Source organism: Marinibaculum pumilum (genome assembly GCF_042646425.1).
In the GTDB taxonomy this organism is placed as follows: domain Bacteria; phylum Pseudomonadota; class Alphaproteobacteria; order Ferrovibrionales; family Ferrovibrionaceae; genus Marinibaculum; species Marinibaculum pumilum.
This window is the reverse complement of record NZ_JBHRTR010000010.1, coordinates 43,399-59,965: the sequence shown is the minus strand read 5'-3', so window position 1 is coordinate 59,965 and position 16,567 is coordinate 43,399. Positions and strand designations below refer to the sequence as shown.

Below are 16,567 nucleotides of genomic sequence, written 5' to 3'. Positions count from 1 at the left end.
CCTGCGCGACCTGCGTCCCGCCCGACAGAAAAAGCTGCTGCAAATCTACCGGCAACGCCTTGACACAAGCCGCCTCATATAAACCCGAGGACGACGGCGGCAGGGAAACCGCGTCGAGACGATGTGTGAATGCCGTAGGGCCTTGAGCCGAGGACCGCGACGGGACGGCAGAGCTGCGCCCGGAGGACGGGACGGCCAAACGCTGCCCGCCGCCACCTACCCGAAGGCGAAGGCGGAAACCGGCTTGCCGGCGATCCGGTCGGCATAGACCCGGCGGCCGGGATCAGTGCCGGCGGCGCCGGCCGCCACCATCAGCGGCAGCAGATGTTCCTCCCGCGGGTGGCTGGCGCGGGCGCCCGGCGCGCGCGCCCAGTCAGTCAGCAGCGCGGCGCGGCGCTCCGGGTCCGCCTCCGCCGTGCCGGTCAGCCAGGTGTCGAAGGCTTCCGCCGCGGCCGCTGCCCGCGGGTCGGGCGCGAACAGGCCTTGCAGGTTGTGGTAGCTGAGGCCGGAGCCGACGATCAGCACACCTTCGTCGCGCAGCGGGACGAGCGCCCGGCCGATCGCGATGTGGGTCGCCGGGTCCAGGCCGTCCTGCAGCGACAGCTGCACGGTCGGCAGCGCGGCCTCCGGCTCGATCAGCAGGAAGGGCACGAAGACGCCGTGGTCGTAGCCGCGGTCCGGGTCGGAACCGCTCGCCATGCCCGCCGCCGCCAGCAGCCCGCGCACCCGTGCCGCCAGCGCCGGGTCGCCCGGCGCCGGCCAGGTCAGCCGGTAGGTATGGTCGGGAAAGCCGTAATAGTCGAACAGCAATGGCGGCGCCGCCGCGTCCATGACTGTCGGCACCGGGCATTCCCAATGGGCGGAGATCACCAGCAGGGCCCGCGGCCGTTCCGGCAGCAGGTCCGGCAGGCCGCGCAGGAAGGCCGCCATCGCGTCCCACATGCCTTCCCGCCCCGGCGGATCGGCCATGAAGAAGCAGGGGCCGCCGCCATGCGGGATATAGAATGTGGGCTGGCGCACGCCGCCATTCGTCCGTCCACTCACCGGCACCACTCCTGCTCGACTGTCACCGGATCAGCAGATGGCGTGCCGCGCGGTGCGGCACAAGTTCCCGCCGCGGAAACGGACTTTCCCCAGGCCAGGGGCGGCCGGCACGGCGCCGGCCGCCGGGCGCTCAGTGCACCTGGCGGCTCTGGCCTTCCCAGTAGGGCGCGCGCAGCTCGCGCTTCAGCAGCTTGCCGGAGGGGTTGCGCGGCAGCGACTCCAGCACGTCGACGGACTTCGGCACCTTGTAGCCGGCGATCCGCTCCCGCGCATAGGCGATCAGCTCCGCCTCGGTCAGCGTCTGACCCGGCTTCAGGACGATGCAGGCCTTTACCTCCTCGCCCCAGCGGTCGCTGGGCACGCCGATCACCGCGATGTCGGCGATCGCCGGATGGCCGAACAGCGCGCTCTCGATCTCCGCCGGGTAGATGTTCTCGCCGCCGGAGACGATCATGTCCTTCACCCGGTCGTAGATGTAGAGATAGCCGTCGGCGTCCAGATATCCGGCATCGCCGGTATGGAACCACTCGCCGTGCATCGCCTTCGCCGTTTCTTCCGGCAGGTTCCAGTAGCCCTTCATCACCTGGCCGGTACGGCAGACGATCTCGCCCACCTCGCCGACCGGCTGTTCCTTGCCGGCCGCGTCGAGGATGCGCACCTCCACCCCGGTCCAGGGCTTGCCGCAGGACTTCAGGCGGTCGCCGGTGGGGTTGATATGGTCTTCCGGCCCCAGATAGGTGATCGAGCCGCAGGTCTCCGTCAGGCCGTAGACCTGCACGAACTCGCAGCCGAAGATCTTCACCGCCTGGCGCACAAGCTCCACCGGGATCGGGCTGGCGCCGTAGACCACCGTGTCGACGCTGGAGAAATCCACCTTTTCCACCCCCGGCACCTGCAGGACGAACAGGATCACCGCCGGCACGAACAGGATCTTCGTGATCCGATGCTCGGGGATCAGACGCAGGATCTCCTTCGGGTCGACATCCGCCAGCATCACGTTGGTGGCGCCATGGTAGAGGCCGACCAGCCCCCAGCCATTGCCGGCGATGTGGAACAGCGGCATCGCCACCAGGTTCACGTCGTCGGCCGACCAGTTGCCGTAATGGTTGGAGCCCGCCTTGAAGGCCGCCGCCAGGTTGGCGTGCATGATCTGCGCGCCCTTCGGATGGCCGGTGGTGCCGGAGGTGTACATCTGGATCGCGACATCGTCGGGGGCGATCGGCAGGTCGGGGTCGGTCACCTGCTGCGCGTCGCGCCAGGCGGCATAGCCGTCCGGGCCGGCATCGTGAATGCCCACCACATGGCCGACGGTGCCCACCTGGTCGCGGACCTTGGCCACCGTCTCAGCAAAGGGGCCGCCGACGAACAGCGCCTTCGCCTTCGCGTCGTTGACGACATAGGCGATCTCCGGCGGCGCCAGGCGCCAGTTCACCGGCACCAGCACCGCGCCGATCTTCATGGCGCCGCACCAGAGCTCGAAGAAGGCGGGATCGTTCTTGTCCAGGACCGCGACCCGGTCGCCCTTGCCGATGCCCCAGGCGGCCAGCCCGTTGGCGACCTGGCTGGCGCGGTCGTCCAGCTGCGCGTAGGAGATCGCCGTGCCGTTGAAGCGCATGGCGTCCTTGTTGCCGCGTTGCCGCGCCTGGACACGCACGATATCGGCCATCGTGCGATAGGCTTCCGCCTCGCTCATTCCTTTTCCTCCCTGTCTGGAAACAGCGGCGGGCCGTTCTGGCGTGGCCCTGCCGCAATACGATGCTTACTTCTTTCCGGCCTCGCCCGGTGCCGTCTCGGGCGCCTGCACCGGCTTGCCGGCCTTGCGCCAGGCACCGAAGCCGCCCTCGATATGGGCGACATTCTCAAGCCCCATGTCCTGTGCGGTCTTCGTGGCCAGCGCCGAACGCAGGCCCCCGGCGCAGAAGAAGATCAGCTTCTTGCCGCTGGCAAAGACTTCCTTGTGGTAGGGGCTCTCCGGGTCGATCCAGAATTCCAGCATGCCGCGCGGCGCATGCAGGGCGCCGGGAATCCGTCCCTCGCGGTTCAGCTCCCGGACGTCGCGGATGTCGACCAGCTGGGTGTCGTCGCGGCCGGCCGCCTCCGCCGCCTGGTCGACGGACAGGGTCTCCACCTCGGCCATCGCCTCGTCCACCAGCGCCTTGTAGCCCTTCTTCATCGGCATCGCCCATCCTCCCGCATCGACTGCGCGTCCTTGCTGTCAGTAATCGTATTTCCAGTTGATCCCGACGGACGAGTTGGAATCCACGCCGACATCGGTTTCCACCTGGATGTTGTCGGTCAAATCAACCTGCACCGCAACCGATCCGGAATTGCTCTCCAACCCCTGGCGCACGCCGACATAGACGTCGTCGGTGATGTAGCGCCCGGCATTCAGCGCCGGCTTGCCGTCGGCGCTGGAGCCGACGCTGAGCACATCCAGGCCCAGTGCCTGCCGCACCTGGCCGGTAATCCCCGCCCCCGGCGACCCACGCCCGGTCAGCGCCGCCAGCGAGGTGGCCACCTCCAGCGCCTCCGCCGGGGAAAGCTGCGCGGTGCGGCGGTTGAACAGCACCGCGGAGATGATGTCGCCTTCCGGCATCGACGGGTTGGAGGTGAGGTTGAGCTTCGGATCGGAGGCGGTGCCGCTGATGACGATGTTGGCGGTCGCCGTCTCGCCCTCGTAGCTCATCACGATGTCGATGTCGGGATTGGGCGGCGTGCCGCCGCTGAAGCCGATCACGCCCTTGGTCAGGTTGAACTGCCGCCCCACCAGGTTGAAATTGCCGCGCACTGCCGTGATCTGGCCGGTAATGCGGGGATTGTTCGTCGTGCCCGCGACCTGCAGGTTCCCCGACCAGGTCGATTCCAGGCCGCGGCCGCCGACCGTCATGCGCGGCGGAATCGTCACCGCGATGTCCAGCCGGGTGCGGCTGGGCTTCGCCGCCTCCCGCGGCTCCTGCGGGTTCAGCGGCGGCGCGCCGGGCCGCGGCACCACCGTCACCGGGATCACCGTGGCCGACGGCGGCAGGCCGCCGCCGATCTGGATGTCGAGGGCCGCGACGGTGACCTGCCCCTCGACCGTGTTGCGCAGCGGCGTGCCCGAAGCCGTCAGGTCGGCGGAGATCGTCGCCGTCGCCAGGTCCAGTCGCGCGGCCACGAATCGCTGCGTGGCGAGCTTGACCTCGAAGGCCGGCAGCGGGTCGCCCTCCAGGTCGATATGACCGGTGACGTTGATCCGGCCGCCGGCGGAATCGCCGCCCTCGGCCCGGATCTCCAGGCGCCCGTCCTCGCCGCCATCGACCCTGGCCTGAAGGTCGGTGACGATCGTGCCGGTGGTGTAGTTGCGGTAGACGCCGTCCTGGATCCGGATGCTGCCCGGCACGCGCGGCTGGCCCAGGGTGCCGCCGATGGTCAGGTCCGCCTCGAAACGGCCGCCGATCTCGCTGTCCACCGGCACGAACACGCCGAGCTGCGCCAGGTCCCCCGACCAGGACAGCCTGCCATCCAGCGCCCCCGCCTCGTCGGGTTCCGGGAACAACGAACCTGCCGGGCTGCGCAGCGGCACGGCAAGGTCCAGCCGCCCCGGATCGGCGCCCAGGGCCTGCCATTCCGCGCGCAGGCCCAGGCGCCGCTCGCCGAGCTGCGCGCGGGCGGTCACCGTCGACGGCGGCAGGCTCTGGTATTCCTCCTGCACCGGCTTCAGGTCGGTGACCTCCAGGACAACGTTCCCCTGCGGCCGGCCGGGGCGCAGCTGCAGGTCAGCTGTCATGTCCGCCGTGCCGGTGAGCGGCAGATCCTCCACCACCAGCCCGGCCAGGGCCAGGGGCAGCTGCGCCACCACGACCTTCGCCTCGATCGCCGCGGGCGCGGAGGTGGCATCGACGGCCACCTTGCCGCCGCCATCGACATCCAGCCGCAGGCCCTGCAGCGCAATCTCCTCGCCCTTCATGGCCAGCGCGGCGCTGCCCTGCTGGCGGATCGCCTGCTTTCCCAGGGAGAGGCGGATCCCCGACAGGTCGGCGGTCAGCTCCGGCGGCAGGCCCTTCAGCGCCGCCTGGGCGGCGAACGAAAGCGGCTTCTTGCGGCCGCCGACATTCAGGTCGCCGGCGCCTTCCAGGCTGGCGCGCATCTGCGCCGCCAGGTCCCCCTCCGCGCGCAGGGTCACCTTGTCGAGGACCGCCTCGGCCTGCTCGACCTCGGTCAGCTCCAGGTCGACCGTGCCGCGCGGCCCGGCCTCCGCCATCACAAGGTCGGCCTGCAGGCGGGCGCTGCGGACCTCCAGGCCGGCGTCCGGCATGGCCAGTCCGCTGGCGATCACGTCGGCGGTGACACCCTGCCCCGCCGGCTTTGCCGCCAGCGTCACACCACCTTTCAGGCCGCCGGAAAGCGGCGCGCCGAAGCGGCCGGTCAGTCCCTTCAGTTCCGCGATGTCGAGATCCAGGCGCCCCTGCGCCAGGCTGCTGTCCAGGTCGACCGCCAGATTGCCGCTCAGCGCCGCTTCCGCCAGCGCGCCGCGCAGGTTCTCGACCTTCAGGGTGCCGCCGTCGGCGGTTATCGCCAGGCCGGTCTGCAGCCGCACGGGCAGGTCCATCGCGCGCCCGTCCAGGGCCAGGTCCATGTCGAGCGGCAGGCCGAGGGACGGCGCCTTCGCCGTCAGTCGCCCGGAGGCCGGCGTGCCGGCCAGGACCGCATCCTGCATCTGCAGCTCCGCATCCAGGGCCGGCGCAGACAGGTTGCCGGCCAGGTCCACCTGCAGGGCCGCCATGCCCGACATCTCCATGCCGGCCAGCGCCGACAGGGCGGACAGGTCGGCAAGGGTCACCTGAAGGTCGGCATCCAGCCGCTCGGCCGCCAGCTGCGCCTCCCCACCGCCGGAGGCGGCGATCGCCGCGCCCTTCAGGCTCAGGTTCGACACCGCCACCCGCGCCGCGCCGTCGCCCCGCGCGTCGAGTTCCAGAATTGCCGTCTCGCCCAGCAGCGGCTGCAGCGGCAGGTCGTCATAGCCGAAGTCGCGGAGGCGGGCCGACAGGCTGGCCTGCCATGCGCCGGGTTCGGCTGCCGCCAGGTCGCTGCCGGAGGCGGTGATATCGGCCTGCAGGCCGCCTTTCAGCGGCACCCCGAAGGCGCTGCCGAGGACTGCCAGATCCGGCGCGTCCAGGCTGGCCCGAAGCGCCGCCGGGCCGGTGGCACCGCCCTTGCCGCTGGCCGTCAGGGTCAGGTCGGGCAGGGTCACTGTCAGATTGTCGAAGGTGAGGGCCTCCGCCTCGGGATCCGCGCGACCGGACAGATCGAGTTGCAGTCCGCGGTCCAGCAGCGCCTGTGCCGACGGATCGGGCAGGCCGACGGAATCCGCCCCGCCCTTCACCGCGATGTCGATCTCCGGCAGTCCGGCATCGCCCAGCGGCACGACCGGGCGGGCGCTGGCTGTCAGGGAGAGGCCGCGCAGCGCCATCCCGTCCTGCGCCACCTGCCGGGCCTCGACCGCAAGGTCCAGGGTCGGCTCCGACATTGTGCCCCCCAGGTCGAGGCGCAGCCGCGGCCCCTGCAGTTCCAGGCCGGGCAGGAAGGCCTGCAGGGCCGCCGCATCCAGCCGGTCGACAGTCAGCGCGGCGCTGACCGGCCCGGCCAGGGGGTCCATTGCCGCCTCGCCGCTGAGGGACAAAGCCGGGGTGGTCAGCGCCAGCTGCCGGATGGTCACCTTGCCGCTGGCTTCCGATCGCGCCTCCAGTTTCAGCTGCTGCGACCCGCCGGCGAGCGGCCGCGCCGGTTCCGGCAGCAGGGCGGCGACATCGCCCTGCAGGTCGATCTGCAGGTCGGTGGCTTCTCCCGCAGCGGCATAGGCGGCGCTGAAACGGCCGTCGATCCGCGCGATCTCGCCCACCCTTGCGGCGATGTCGCCAGTGACCTCCGCCAGGGTCCCGCTGCCGGTGATGCGCAGGCGCACCGGCGCCGTCGGCGGCCATTCCGCCATCGCCGCGATCAGCCCGCCGGCCGGCTCGTTCACCTCCAGCTCCAGGTCGATCCGGTCGGCGCCGGCCGACGGCGTGATCTCGGCGCGGCCGGTGACCCTGCCGCCGACCCCGTCCTTGCGGCGGATGTCCAGGCTGAGCTCCGCCCCTGCCTGCGGCGTGACCGACGCCTGCGCCTGCAGGTCCAGCAGCGCGGCCATGCCGGCGACGGGTTCCGCGATCGCCACATCCTGCAGGTCCACCTCGCCGATTGACACGGCCACCGGCAGGTCGGGCAGCAGGGTGTTGGGGTCGAACGGCGCGGAGTCCTGTGGGGCCTCGTCGCCGCCCGGCAGCCGGGCAATGTCGATGCGGCGCGCCGTCAGGCTGTCGACCCGCAGCACGCCGGACAGCAGGCGCCAGGGGTCCCAGCGCAGCTGCGCCTCCGCCAGGGTCAGCCAGGTGCCCTCTTCATCGGCGATACGCACATCCTGTACCGAGATCGCGCCCGGCAGGCCGGCGGACAGACCCCCTATGGTCACCTGCGCCGTGCTGCCGGAGGTCGCCTCCGCCACCTGGCCGACGATCCAGGCGCGGCCGCCTTCGGTATTCACCCAGGCCAGCAGGCCCGCGACCAGCAGCAGCGGCAGCAGCAGCACGACCGCCAGCACGCCGCCGACGCCCCAGAGCAGGCGGCGCCGCAGGCGCCCGCGCCTGGCAGCGCGGGGTTGCGTCGCGGCCTGGCCCGGCGTGGCACCGGGATCGGGTTCGGCCGAGGGGGGCCGCGCTGCCGGATCGTTGCTCATCTCAGAAGGCCTGTCCCAGGCTGATGTAGAACTCGACACTTCGGTCGATGCTGCGGCGGTTCAAGGGGAAGGCAAGGTCCAGCCGGGCCGGGCCGATCGGCGTGTAGTAGCGGAAGCCGAGCCCGGCCGCCCATTGCAGATGCTCGGAGAAGTCGGGGTAGATGTTGTTGAAGGCATTGCCGCCGTCGATGAACGGCACCAGCCCGAAATCGTCCAGGAAGCGCCAGCGCATCTCTGTCGTCACGGCAAACATCGACTTGCCGCCGATCGGCTGGTCGGAGGCGTTCAGCGGCGAGACGCTCTGATACTTGTAGCCGCGCAGGCTGCCGCCGCCGCCCAGATAGAACCGCTTGTTGGCCGGGATCGAGCCCCGCGTCTCACCGAAGATGGAGCCGACCTGGACCCGGCTGGCCAGGACGAAGTCCCGCGCCTCGTCCAGCGGCAGGTAGAGGGTGCCGTCCACCATCGCCCGCACGAAGGTCAGGGTGGTGTCGGATTCGCCGAAATAGGGCGTCATCTCCAGGTTCAGCTTGCTGCCTGTCGTCGGGTTCAGCAGGTCGTTGCTGGTATCGCGCGTGACCCTGACGGGCAGGCCGGCCAGGCGCACATTCTCGCGCCCTTCGGGCGATTCCACGCGGGACAGTTCGCCGGAAATGCCGATGCTCTGGGTCCAGTTCTCCCACAGCGGCCATTCCAGGCCGGCATAGACGCGGGTGCCCCGCACGTCATAGGCCTCGGTGTCGATCTCGCCATAGGCGGCCTGCAGCGCCAGGGTCTGGCGCGGCGCCATGAACCAGGGCCAGCGAAAGGTGGCGTCGGCGGAATTCGCGACCCGCGAGAACTCGCCCGCCAGGCGCAGCGACTGCCCCAGGCCGAACAGGTTGCGATGCTCCCAGAAGGCACGGACGCCGGGCCCGTCGGTGGTGGAATAGAAGGCGCCGGCACCGATGCTGCGCGGCTTCGCCTCTTCCACCTTGACGTTGACCGGCGCCTCGTCCGTGCCTTCCGGCGGGCGCCGCGGCGGCGCGGCGGTGACCAGGGAGAACAGCCCGCTCTGCGCCAGGTCGTCGCGAAAGCGCTTCACCCGGCTGGCGTCATAGGGCTGGCCGACCGCCCAGGGCACACGTTCGCGGATATATTCGGGATCGACATCCTCGACCCCTTCAATGGTGACCTGGCCATAGGTTATCGGCGGACCCGGATTGACCACATAGTCCAGGCTCATGGTCTCCTCTGACAGGATCACCCGTGCGTCGCGGTCCACCACCCGGGCATAGGGCCGTCCCCGGTTCTTCAGGTAGTCCAGCAGCAGGCCTTCGCTGGCCAGCAGGGTCGAGGAGACCGCGGGCATGCCGATATGCAGGCCCATGATCGAAAGGATGTCCTCCGGCAGGTCGGGCGGCGCCGCGCTGCCGACGAATTTCACGTCGGCTTCCGCCAGCACGAAGATATTGCCCTCGTCGACCTTGAGTTCGACCTCGACCGGCCGGCTCTGGTCGCGGATCTCGACCTCGACCTCCGCATTGAAGAAGCCTTCGCTCTTCAGGATCTGCTCCAGGGTCTGCGCATCCTCCCGCGCGCGCCGGCGCAGCAGGCCGATATCGCTGGGCAGCCGGTCGATCTGGCGCTGCAGTTCGGACGCCTCGTCGAAGACGCTGCGGGCGCTGTCCGTCAGCTGGCCGGTCACCGCCACCGTGTAGGGGATGCCCGCTGCCTCGGTCGCCGATTCACCGCCGGCAGGCGGCGCCTCGGCATCCGGTGCGGACGTGCCGGAGGCCGCCTCGGGCGCGGCCTGCTGTGGGGAGTCCGGCGCCTGCTGGCCCAGCGCCACGCCCTGCAGGGCACAGAGCCACAGGCCGGCAATGCCGGCGAGGGCAAGCAGCGCCGGACGTTGCCGGCGGCGGTCTGGGGGTTCCGGGCGTCGCGCCGGCACTGGCATTCTGTCGTCGCTTCCCTGCCTCGGGGGGACGGACGCCTGCCTCACCGGCCGCCCGTCGCAATGCTGCGACAGGCAGAACAGCCCGGCGACGGGCCCGGCGATAGGCATCGGCGGCCGCTGCGGCGCATCCGCAGGGCCATCTGCGGGAAGGTTCAGCCCGTGGTCAACCGGGCCCGTAGTGGATGTAGTCGGCCCACTGCCGTTCCAGCCGCTTCAGCACGTCGCGGACCAGCACCGCGCTGTCCTCGGAGACATCCCCCTCGACAAAGGCGTCGGCCTGCGAGTTCTGCAGTTCCTGCAGCTGGGTGCACAGGGCCAGGCCCTTGTCCGTGAGCCGCAGAAGGACGGAACGCTTGTCGCGCGGAGAACGTTCCTGCTCCACATAGCCCGCATCGGTCAGCTGCTTGATGTTGTAGCTGATGTTGGAGCCGATGTAATAGCCCTTCTCCATCAGGTCGCGCGCCGTGACCTCCTGGTCTCGGATGTTCGTGAGCAGCAGCGCCTGCATCGAATTCAGGTCATCGACACCCAGGCGGTTCAGTTCGTGCCGGATCACGTCCAGGAACCGGCGGTGCAGCCGTTCGATGGCCCTGGTTATGTCGAGATAGATGTCACTCACGCCTCATCCTCGCCGCGCGCCCTGTCCAACCTCGTTCGGGGAGAAAACCGCGGCAGTGTAGTGCCGGTCGCCAAGCGCGGGCAACGCCGCAGGCAGCCGATGCCGCAAATGCTTCCGCAGCCGCCCTGTCGGGGGCGCGACGAACCTGCCGTTCGAGCGGGGGATCTGGGTACCGCGGCAGCAGCCCGCAGGCCGCTCCGACGGGATGGGCTGGACGACAGCGCGAGACACCCGGAAGGGCGCCCTTGCACCATCCCTCCCTCCGCCGGGAGCGGACCGCCTTCCGGGAGCGGGCCAACGGCGCCGAAGCGCCGCCTCACGGAAAGAAGCGAAAAAAAATGGGGCGGAGGCCGGGGGGTCCGTCCCCCGCCCCAAAGACACCGTTCCCTACAGGACTGGCCCGAAGGGGTCGAACCACAGAGGTGGCTGCGGAAGACAACTGCGGCACGACGGTGTCGGAACTGAAAGCCAAGAACCCAAAACCGGATCACTTGGCATTCGGAAACTTCACTGCCGACCCCCGACAACGAAGCGATAACCATTTGTTAAATACTCCACAGAACCGCAGCGGTCGTCAATAAAAAAATTACCGTTCGTGCGATTTTATACGATCCAATTTGCCGTTTTTAGCTATGATATTCTAGCTTTTGTTTAAACGATTACATTTAAAATTCGCGAACAAATTCACCGCAAATTTATCTGCAATTCGACCGAATTCCCCGCAATCCCGCTCCGCCGCGGCGGCCGCTTGAAGGCCGGCGGCCCCGGTGCCACTTTTGAGGCTCGTTGAAGATCAAAGCGGTGACCTGCCGATGGGAATCATCGAAAGCCTGATCGTTCTCGCCCTGGTCCTGATCCCGCTGTGGCGGGTGTTCGAGCGGACGGGGCGCAGCGGCGCCTGGTCGCTGCTGGCTGCCATCCCCGGCATCGGCGGCCCGATCGCCGCGCTGCTCTGGGGCTATGGCACCTGGCCAAAATACGAAGCTCCGGCGGGTCCCGGGTCGGACATGGGAAGCGGCGGCAGCGATGTTGCGCCGCATGCCCCGCCGCCGCCCCCTGCCGGCCCGTCCGCGCAGTGAGATCCGGTACCGGAAGGAGTTAGACGATGGCATTCCTCGGCGGAGTGGTCGGCCTTGCCCTGCTGGTGCTGACCGTGATCGGCGCCTGGCGGGGCCTGCAAAAGGCCGGATTCAGTGGCGCCTGGTCGCTGCTGCTGCTGGTCCCGGTGGTCAATCTCGTGATGCTCTGGGTCTTCGCCTTCATCAGCTGGCCGGTGGACGATCCGACCGGACGGTCGGTCGCCCGCACCGACTAGGCGCTCGGCATTCGCTAGCGCCGCCGCCGGGCGGCCATCTCCGCCAGGGCCTCTCCCATCATCCTCTGCGGCTCCGGTCCGCCGGAATAGGCATCGGCAAAGCAGTCGATGCCGGCCTCGATGCCGTCCGCCAGCGCCAGTTCCTCCCACCGCGACAGCAGCCGCTTCTGCAGCCGGATCGCCGCCGGGCCGCCGCGCAGGATATCGTCGACGCGGGCGCCGACCGCCGCCGCCAGCCCGTCCTTCGGCGCCACGGCGCTGAGGAAGCCCCAGTCCAGCGCTTCCCGCGCCCCGAAGGTGCGCCCGGTCAGCAGGATGTCCTGGGTGCGGCCCCAGCCGATCAGGCGCGGCAGCAGGGCCGCCTCGATCACCGAGGGAATGCCGACCCGCACCTCGGGCATGCCGAACACGGCGTCCTCCGCCGCGATCCGCAGGTCGCAGGAAGCGGCAATCTCCAGCCCGCCGCCCAGGCAATGGCCGCCGATCGCAGCCACCACCGGGACCGGGCAGGCGCGGATCGCGGCGCAGACTTCGTGCAGCCCGGTGATGAACGCCCTTGCGCCGGCCGCATCCAGCTGCGCCATCTCCGACAGGTCTGCGCCGCCGATGAACGCCTTGCCCGCCCCGGCCAGCACCACGCAGCGCAGCTCCGTATCGTCGGACAGGCCGCGAAAGGCATCCCGCAGCCGGGCGGCAAGCAGGCCGTTCACCGCGTTCAGCTTTCGCGCACGGTCGATCGTCACCCGCACCACGCCGGGCCGCGCGGGATCCGGCGCCACCTGCACCGCGCCGTCCGCATCGCCCTCCGCCCGCGCACCCGCCGTCATCGCGTCACCGCCATCGTTCCGTTCCTCCCGCATCCCGGCCGCGACCGTCACGTCATGACTCGCGCCGCCCGGCAGGCTAGCATCGTCGCAAAATATCGACACGGGGGGAGACAGACATGACCGACCAGCGCATCGGCAGGACCGGCAGGCGCCGCGCATCTGCCCTGGCCTTCGCCGCGGCGGGGCTTCTCGCCCTCGCCGCCGGTCCGGCAGCTGCGGAAGGGCCGGCCCCGGTGATCTTCGTGCATGGCGACAGCGACACCGCCGGACTGTGGATGGTGCAGGCCTGGCGGTTCGAATCCAACGGCTATCCGCGCGACCGGCTGCGCGCCGTCGATCTGGACCGGCCGAGCGCCCGCAGCGATGACGGGGTGCCGCAGGAGAACCGCTCCTCCACCACCGACGTAGCAAGCCAGCTGGGCGGCTTCACCGCCCGCACCCTGATCGAGACCGGTGCCGACAGCGCCGCCTTCGTCGGCAATTCCCGCGGCTGCCAGACCATTCGCAACTATGTCCAGAACGGCGGCGGGCGGCATATCGCCGATGCCATGATCCTGGCGGGCTGCGTGCATCACGGCGTGTTCAACTTCCCCGGCGCCGCGCAGGGCAGCGAATATAACGGTGCCGGACGCTTCCTGACCGCGCTGAATGCCGGGCCCGAAGTGCCGGAGGGCGTGAAGACGGTGACGATCCGGTCCGACCGCTTCGACCTCTACGCCCAGCCGACCGGGGAGTGGATCGGCATGGCCGGTGTGCCGCTGAATGTCGGCCATGACGGCGCGGCGCTGGAGGGTGCGGACAACCGCGTCCTGCCCGGCGCCGACCATCGCGAGACCGGCTATTCGCCGGAGGCCTTCACGATCATGTACGAGGCGATCACCGGCAAGAAGCCCGACACCATCGCGGTGACCCCGGAAGCGGCGCCGCAGCTGGACGGCAAGGTCAGCGGCTGGGCCAACGGCCGGCCGACCAACCGGCCGCTGGCGGGCGCGAAGGTGACGGTCTTCCCGACCGATCCGGAGACCGGCGCACGCGCCGGCAATGCCGTGCATGTGAAGACCGTCGGCGCCGACGGCATGTGGGGGCCGTTCATCGCCGACCCCGGACAAAGCTACGAATTCGTGATCGAGGCGGACGGCTATCCCGTGCACCATATCTACCGCTCGCCCTTTCCGCGGTCCTTCGACCAGGTCAGCCTGCGGCTCTATCCCTATGAAGGCGCGGCGGCGGAGGCGGAAGGCGGTGCCGCCATCGGCATGATGCGGCCGCGCGGCTATTTCGGCGCGCAGCAGGACCGGGTGATGCTGGACGGCGAGACGGCGCCCGGCCTGCCGGACAGCGAGGTGCCAGGGGTCTGGAAGGTGTTCAAGACCCTGCCGGAGGCGGCGCCGCAGACGGTGGTCGGCCATTTCGAGGACGAACGCCTGGCCGGCATGGCCTGGCCGGTGGATGGCCATGTCAGCTGGATCGAGCTGACCTATTGACGGGCAGATCGGCACGGGCGGCGGGTCGGTGATCCCGAACGCGGAACCGGTCCTGCTGCATGGCGGGCCCATCCACACCATGGCAGGGCCGGGGGCGGTCGCCGATGCCGAGGCGGTGCTGCTGGTCGACGGCCGCGTCGCCGCGACCGGCAGCCGGGCGGAGCTGAAGGGGCGGGCCAGTGCCCCCTGCCGGGAGGTCGACCTGCAGGGTGCGACGGCCCTGCCCGGGCTGGTGGACACCCACCCGCACCTGCTGCACTTCGCGATGCGGCGGGGGTCCTTCGTCGACCTGACCGACGCCCGCAACCATGCGGACATCGCCGAGCGGATCGCCGCCCATGCGGCCCGGGTGCCGGCGGGCGAGTGGATCTACTGCACGCCGGTGGGCGAGCCCTGGTACTTCATCCGCCGGTCCTGGCGGGACCTGGCGGAGCGCCGGCTGCCGGACCGTCATGTCCTGGACCGCGCCGCCCCCGACCATCCGGTGATGATCCAGGCCTGGACCCCGGTCACGCCGAACGTCGTCGCCTTCAACAGCCATGCCCTGCGCGCCCTGTCGATCACCGACTTCATTCCCGACCGGGTCTGCGGCGTGGAACTGGAGAAGGACGATGACGGCCGGCTGACCGGCCTGATGCGCGGCCCGGTCAACAACATGTACTGCTTCGATCCCTGGTGGACGCAGATCCAGAGCAAGCTGCCGCCGCCGAGGCTGGACCTGCCGGCGACCACCCGCGCCGCCATGGCGGACTACAACCGCATGGGGGTGACCGCTATCTACGAGGCCCACAACATGGTGGAGCCGCATATCCAGGCCTATGCCGCCCTGCATGCCGCCGGCGACATGAGCCTGCGGGTGATGGCGGCGATGGAGGTGGAGCCCTACGCCTTCGCGCCGTTCCAGCCGAAGACGATGGCGGAGTTCGAGGCCGCGCTGGAGCGTGCCCGCGCACTGAACCGCGACGGCGACGACTGGTTCCGGGTCAGCGGCGCCACCCTATCGGACGGCGGCCCCTGCGGCCCCGGCTTCCTGCGCATCTACGACCCCTATCTGGGGCCCGACGGGGAGACCATCGCCCGCGCGCCGCGCTTCATCTCCGCCGAGAAGAGCGCCCGCTTCGTCGCCTATTGCCGGACGCATGGCCTGCGGGCGAATTTCGTCGCCGGCGCCTATCTGGACATCGACGATTTCCTGGCCGCGGTGGAAGCCGACGAGGGTCGGCAGGCGATCGCCGGCCGCCACTGGCTGATGCAGCACTGCATCCTGATCAGCCCGGACCAGGGCGAGCGGCTGCATGCACTGGGCTTCGACGTCACCACCTCGCTCAGCTTCTCCTGGGGCAAGGGCGAGCTGTACGGCGAACGGATCGGCCGCCATGCCTGGCGTGACCAGGTGCCCGTCGCCCGGCTGCTGCGCACCGGCCTGAACGTGGGCTGCGGTTCCGACTGGGGACCGAAGAACATGTTCGAGCATATCGCGCTCGCCACGACGCAGGAATTCGGCCGCCACCCGGCCGGCGGGCCGGGTCACCGCAACGACGGGCCGGACCATGCCGTCTCCCGCGAGGCGGCGCTGGCGCTGTGGACCCGGCGCGCGGGCGAGGTGCTGCGCTGGCCGGGCCTGGGCACCCTGGCGCCGGGCGCCCATGCCGATGTTGCTGTGGTGGACCGCGACCCGCTGACCTGCCCGGTCGAAGACCTGCCGGCGACGCAGGTCCTGCTGACCCTTTCGGCCGGCCGGCCGGTGCACGACCCGGACGGCCGGATGGCCTGAGCGGGAGCGGCGGCCGGTGCGCGCCGCCCCGGATCAGGAGGGGCACCGCGATGCCGCAGCCGGATCAGGGGCCGGACGGATCAGGGGCCGATCAGGGGGGCCGGCGCCTGCGCGAGGGCATCATGCAGGGTGCGGAACGCCGCCATCGCCTGCGGCACCGCGCGACCGTCGACATCCGCCGGCGGCATCCGCCGCAACGACCGCATCAGCCGGTCGTAGCGGCGCCGGTCCGCCGGCAGGGTGGTGAAGTATCGGCTGCGGAACGCGGTGCGGCGATATAGACCGCGCGCCAATGCGGTCGCCACCACGGCATTACCCTTGTGTGCGCCCCACAGGACCCAGAGGCTGCCGGCGCCGGCCGGCGGCTCCATCACTACAGGCAGCGCATCGGCCACGAACGGGCCGGCGGCGGTCTGACCCGGCGCTGACCGTCCGGTCAGCGCCAGCAGGTCCGCCTTCAGCCGGGCTGCGCTGTCGCACAGCGGCAGCAGGTCGATCAGATCGGGATCGGCCGCCGCCGCCAGCCATTGTTCCACCCGGGCAATGCCGGCATGCAGCGCCGCCAGGCTGTCCGCCAGACCCGCCTCGTCCAGGTCCGGCGACATCAGGCGCGCCATCCGGGGATGCGCCTCCACCGCGCCATGCAGGTCGCCGCAGGCCGCCAGCAGCCGGTCGCGCGGATCGCCGGCGGCCATGCGACCGCGATGACTACCCAGCCCGACCTGTCCGCTCTGTCCGTCCTGCGGGTTCTGCCCGTCCAATACCGTGGTCCCTCTGCGCTCGATCTTGTCCATCCGCGTTGAATCGCTGATCC

The 16,567-nt window shown here is 70.3% G+C and carries 12 protein-coding genes; 4 read left to right on the top strand and 8 right to left on the bottom strand.

The annotated features are described in order from the left end of the window. Positions 1 to 216 precede the first annotated feature (216 nt). From ACFOGJ_RS03855 to ACFOGJ_RS03830, 6 genes are all read right to left on the bottom strand, one after another. Entirely contained in the window at positions 217 to 1,044 is an 828-nt protein-coding gene (locus tag ACFOGJ_RS03855; RefSeq protein ID WP_379898272.1) for a DODA-type extradiol aromatic ring-opening family dioxygenase, read from the bottom strand. Positions 1,045 to 1,174: 130 nt separating this feature from the next. Beyond that, positions 1,175 to 2,737 carry a fatty acid--CoA ligase gene (locus tag ACFOGJ_RS03850; RefSeq protein ID WP_379898270.1) on the bottom strand — a complete coding sequence of 521 codons (1,563 nt, stop codon included), beginning with the start codon at positions 2,735 to 2,737 and terminating at the stop codon, positions 1,175 to 1,177. 66 nt (positions 2,738 to 2,803) lie between these two features. Further along, positions 2,804 to 3,223 (bottom strand): rhodanese-like domain-containing protein, encoded by a 420-nt coding sequence (locus tag ACFOGJ_RS03845; protein WP_379898268.1) that lies wholly within the window; start codon positions 3,221 to 3,223, stop codon positions 2,804 to 2,806. Positions 3,224 to 3,259: 36 nt separating this feature from the next. Continuing rightward, the gene (locus ACFOGJ_RS03840) at positions 3,260 to 7,795 is read right to left on the bottom strand and encodes a translocation/assembly module TamB domain-containing protein (protein WP_379898267.1); all 4,536 of its coding nucleotides are present in this window, start codon (positions 7,793 to 7,795) and stop codon (positions 3,260 to 3,262) included. 1 nt (position 7,796) lies between these two features. Continuing rightward, entirely contained in the window at positions 7,797 to 9,734 is a 1,938-nt protein-coding gene (locus tag ACFOGJ_RS03835) for an autotransporter assembly complex protein TamA (RefSeq protein WP_379898266.1), read from the bottom strand. Between the two features lie 163 nt (positions 9,735 to 9,897). Next, positions 9,898 to 10,353 (bottom strand): MarR family winged helix-turn-helix transcriptional regulator, encoded by a 456-nt coding sequence (locus tag ACFOGJ_RS03830; protein WP_379898263.1) that lies wholly within the window; start codon positions 10,351 to 10,353, stop codon positions 9,898 to 9,900. A gap of 812 nt (positions 10,354 to 11,165) precedes the next feature. On the opposite strand from ACFOGJ_RS03830, the gene ACFOGJ_RS03825 reads away from it, so the two are divergent. Both ACFOGJ_RS03825 and ACFOGJ_RS03820 read left to right on the top strand, forming a co-directional pair. Further along, positions 11,166 to 11,432: a hypothetical protein gene (locus ACFOGJ_RS03825; protein WP_379898262.1), complete on the top strand. Its 267-nt coding sequence runs from the start codon at positions 11,166 to 11,168 to the stop codon at positions 11,430 to 11,432. A 26-nt stretch (positions 11,433 to 11,458) separates the two neighbouring features. After that, on the top strand, positions 11,459 to 11,668 hold the full coding sequence (locus ACFOGJ_RS03820; protein ID WP_379898260.1) for a hypothetical protein: 210 nt from the start codon (positions 11,459 to 11,461) through the stop codon (positions 11,666 to 11,668). Between the two features lie 14 nt (positions 11,669 to 11,682). Here ACFOGJ_RS03820 and ACFOGJ_RS03815 read toward each other — a convergent pair whose 3' ends face one another. Continuing rightward, a complete protein-coding gene (locus ACFOGJ_RS03815; RefSeq protein ID WP_379898259.1) occupies positions 11,683 to 12,546 on the bottom strand; it encodes an enoyl-CoA hydratase in 864 nt (287 codons plus the stop codon). Positions 12,547 to 12,611: 65 nt separating this feature from the next. Here ACFOGJ_RS03815 and ACFOGJ_RS03810 point away from each other — a divergent pair, with 65 nt between their 5' ends. Both ACFOGJ_RS03810 and ACFOGJ_RS03805 read left to right on the top strand, forming a co-directional pair. Beyond that, complete coding sequence (locus tag ACFOGJ_RS03810; RefSeq protein WP_379898258.1) at positions 12,612 to 13,979, top strand: hydrolase; 1,368 nt, start codon at positions 12,612 to 12,614, stop codon at positions 13,977 to 13,979. Between the two features lie 28 nt (positions 13,980 to 14,007). Next, entirely contained in the window at positions 14,008 to 15,753 is a 1,746-nt protein-coding gene (locus ACFOGJ_RS03805; protein WP_379898256.1) for an amidohydrolase, read from the top strand. An 80-nt stretch (positions 15,754 to 15,833) separates the two neighbouring features. Here ACFOGJ_RS03805 and ACFOGJ_RS03800 read toward each other — a convergent pair whose 3' ends face one another. Beyond that, positions 15,834 to 16,547, bottom strand: coding sequence for a hypothetical protein (locus ACFOGJ_RS03800; RefSeq protein ID WP_379898255.1), 714 nt, complete (start codon positions 16,545 to 16,547; stop codon positions 15,834 to 15,836). Positions 16,548 to 16,567 lie beyond the last annotated feature (20 nt).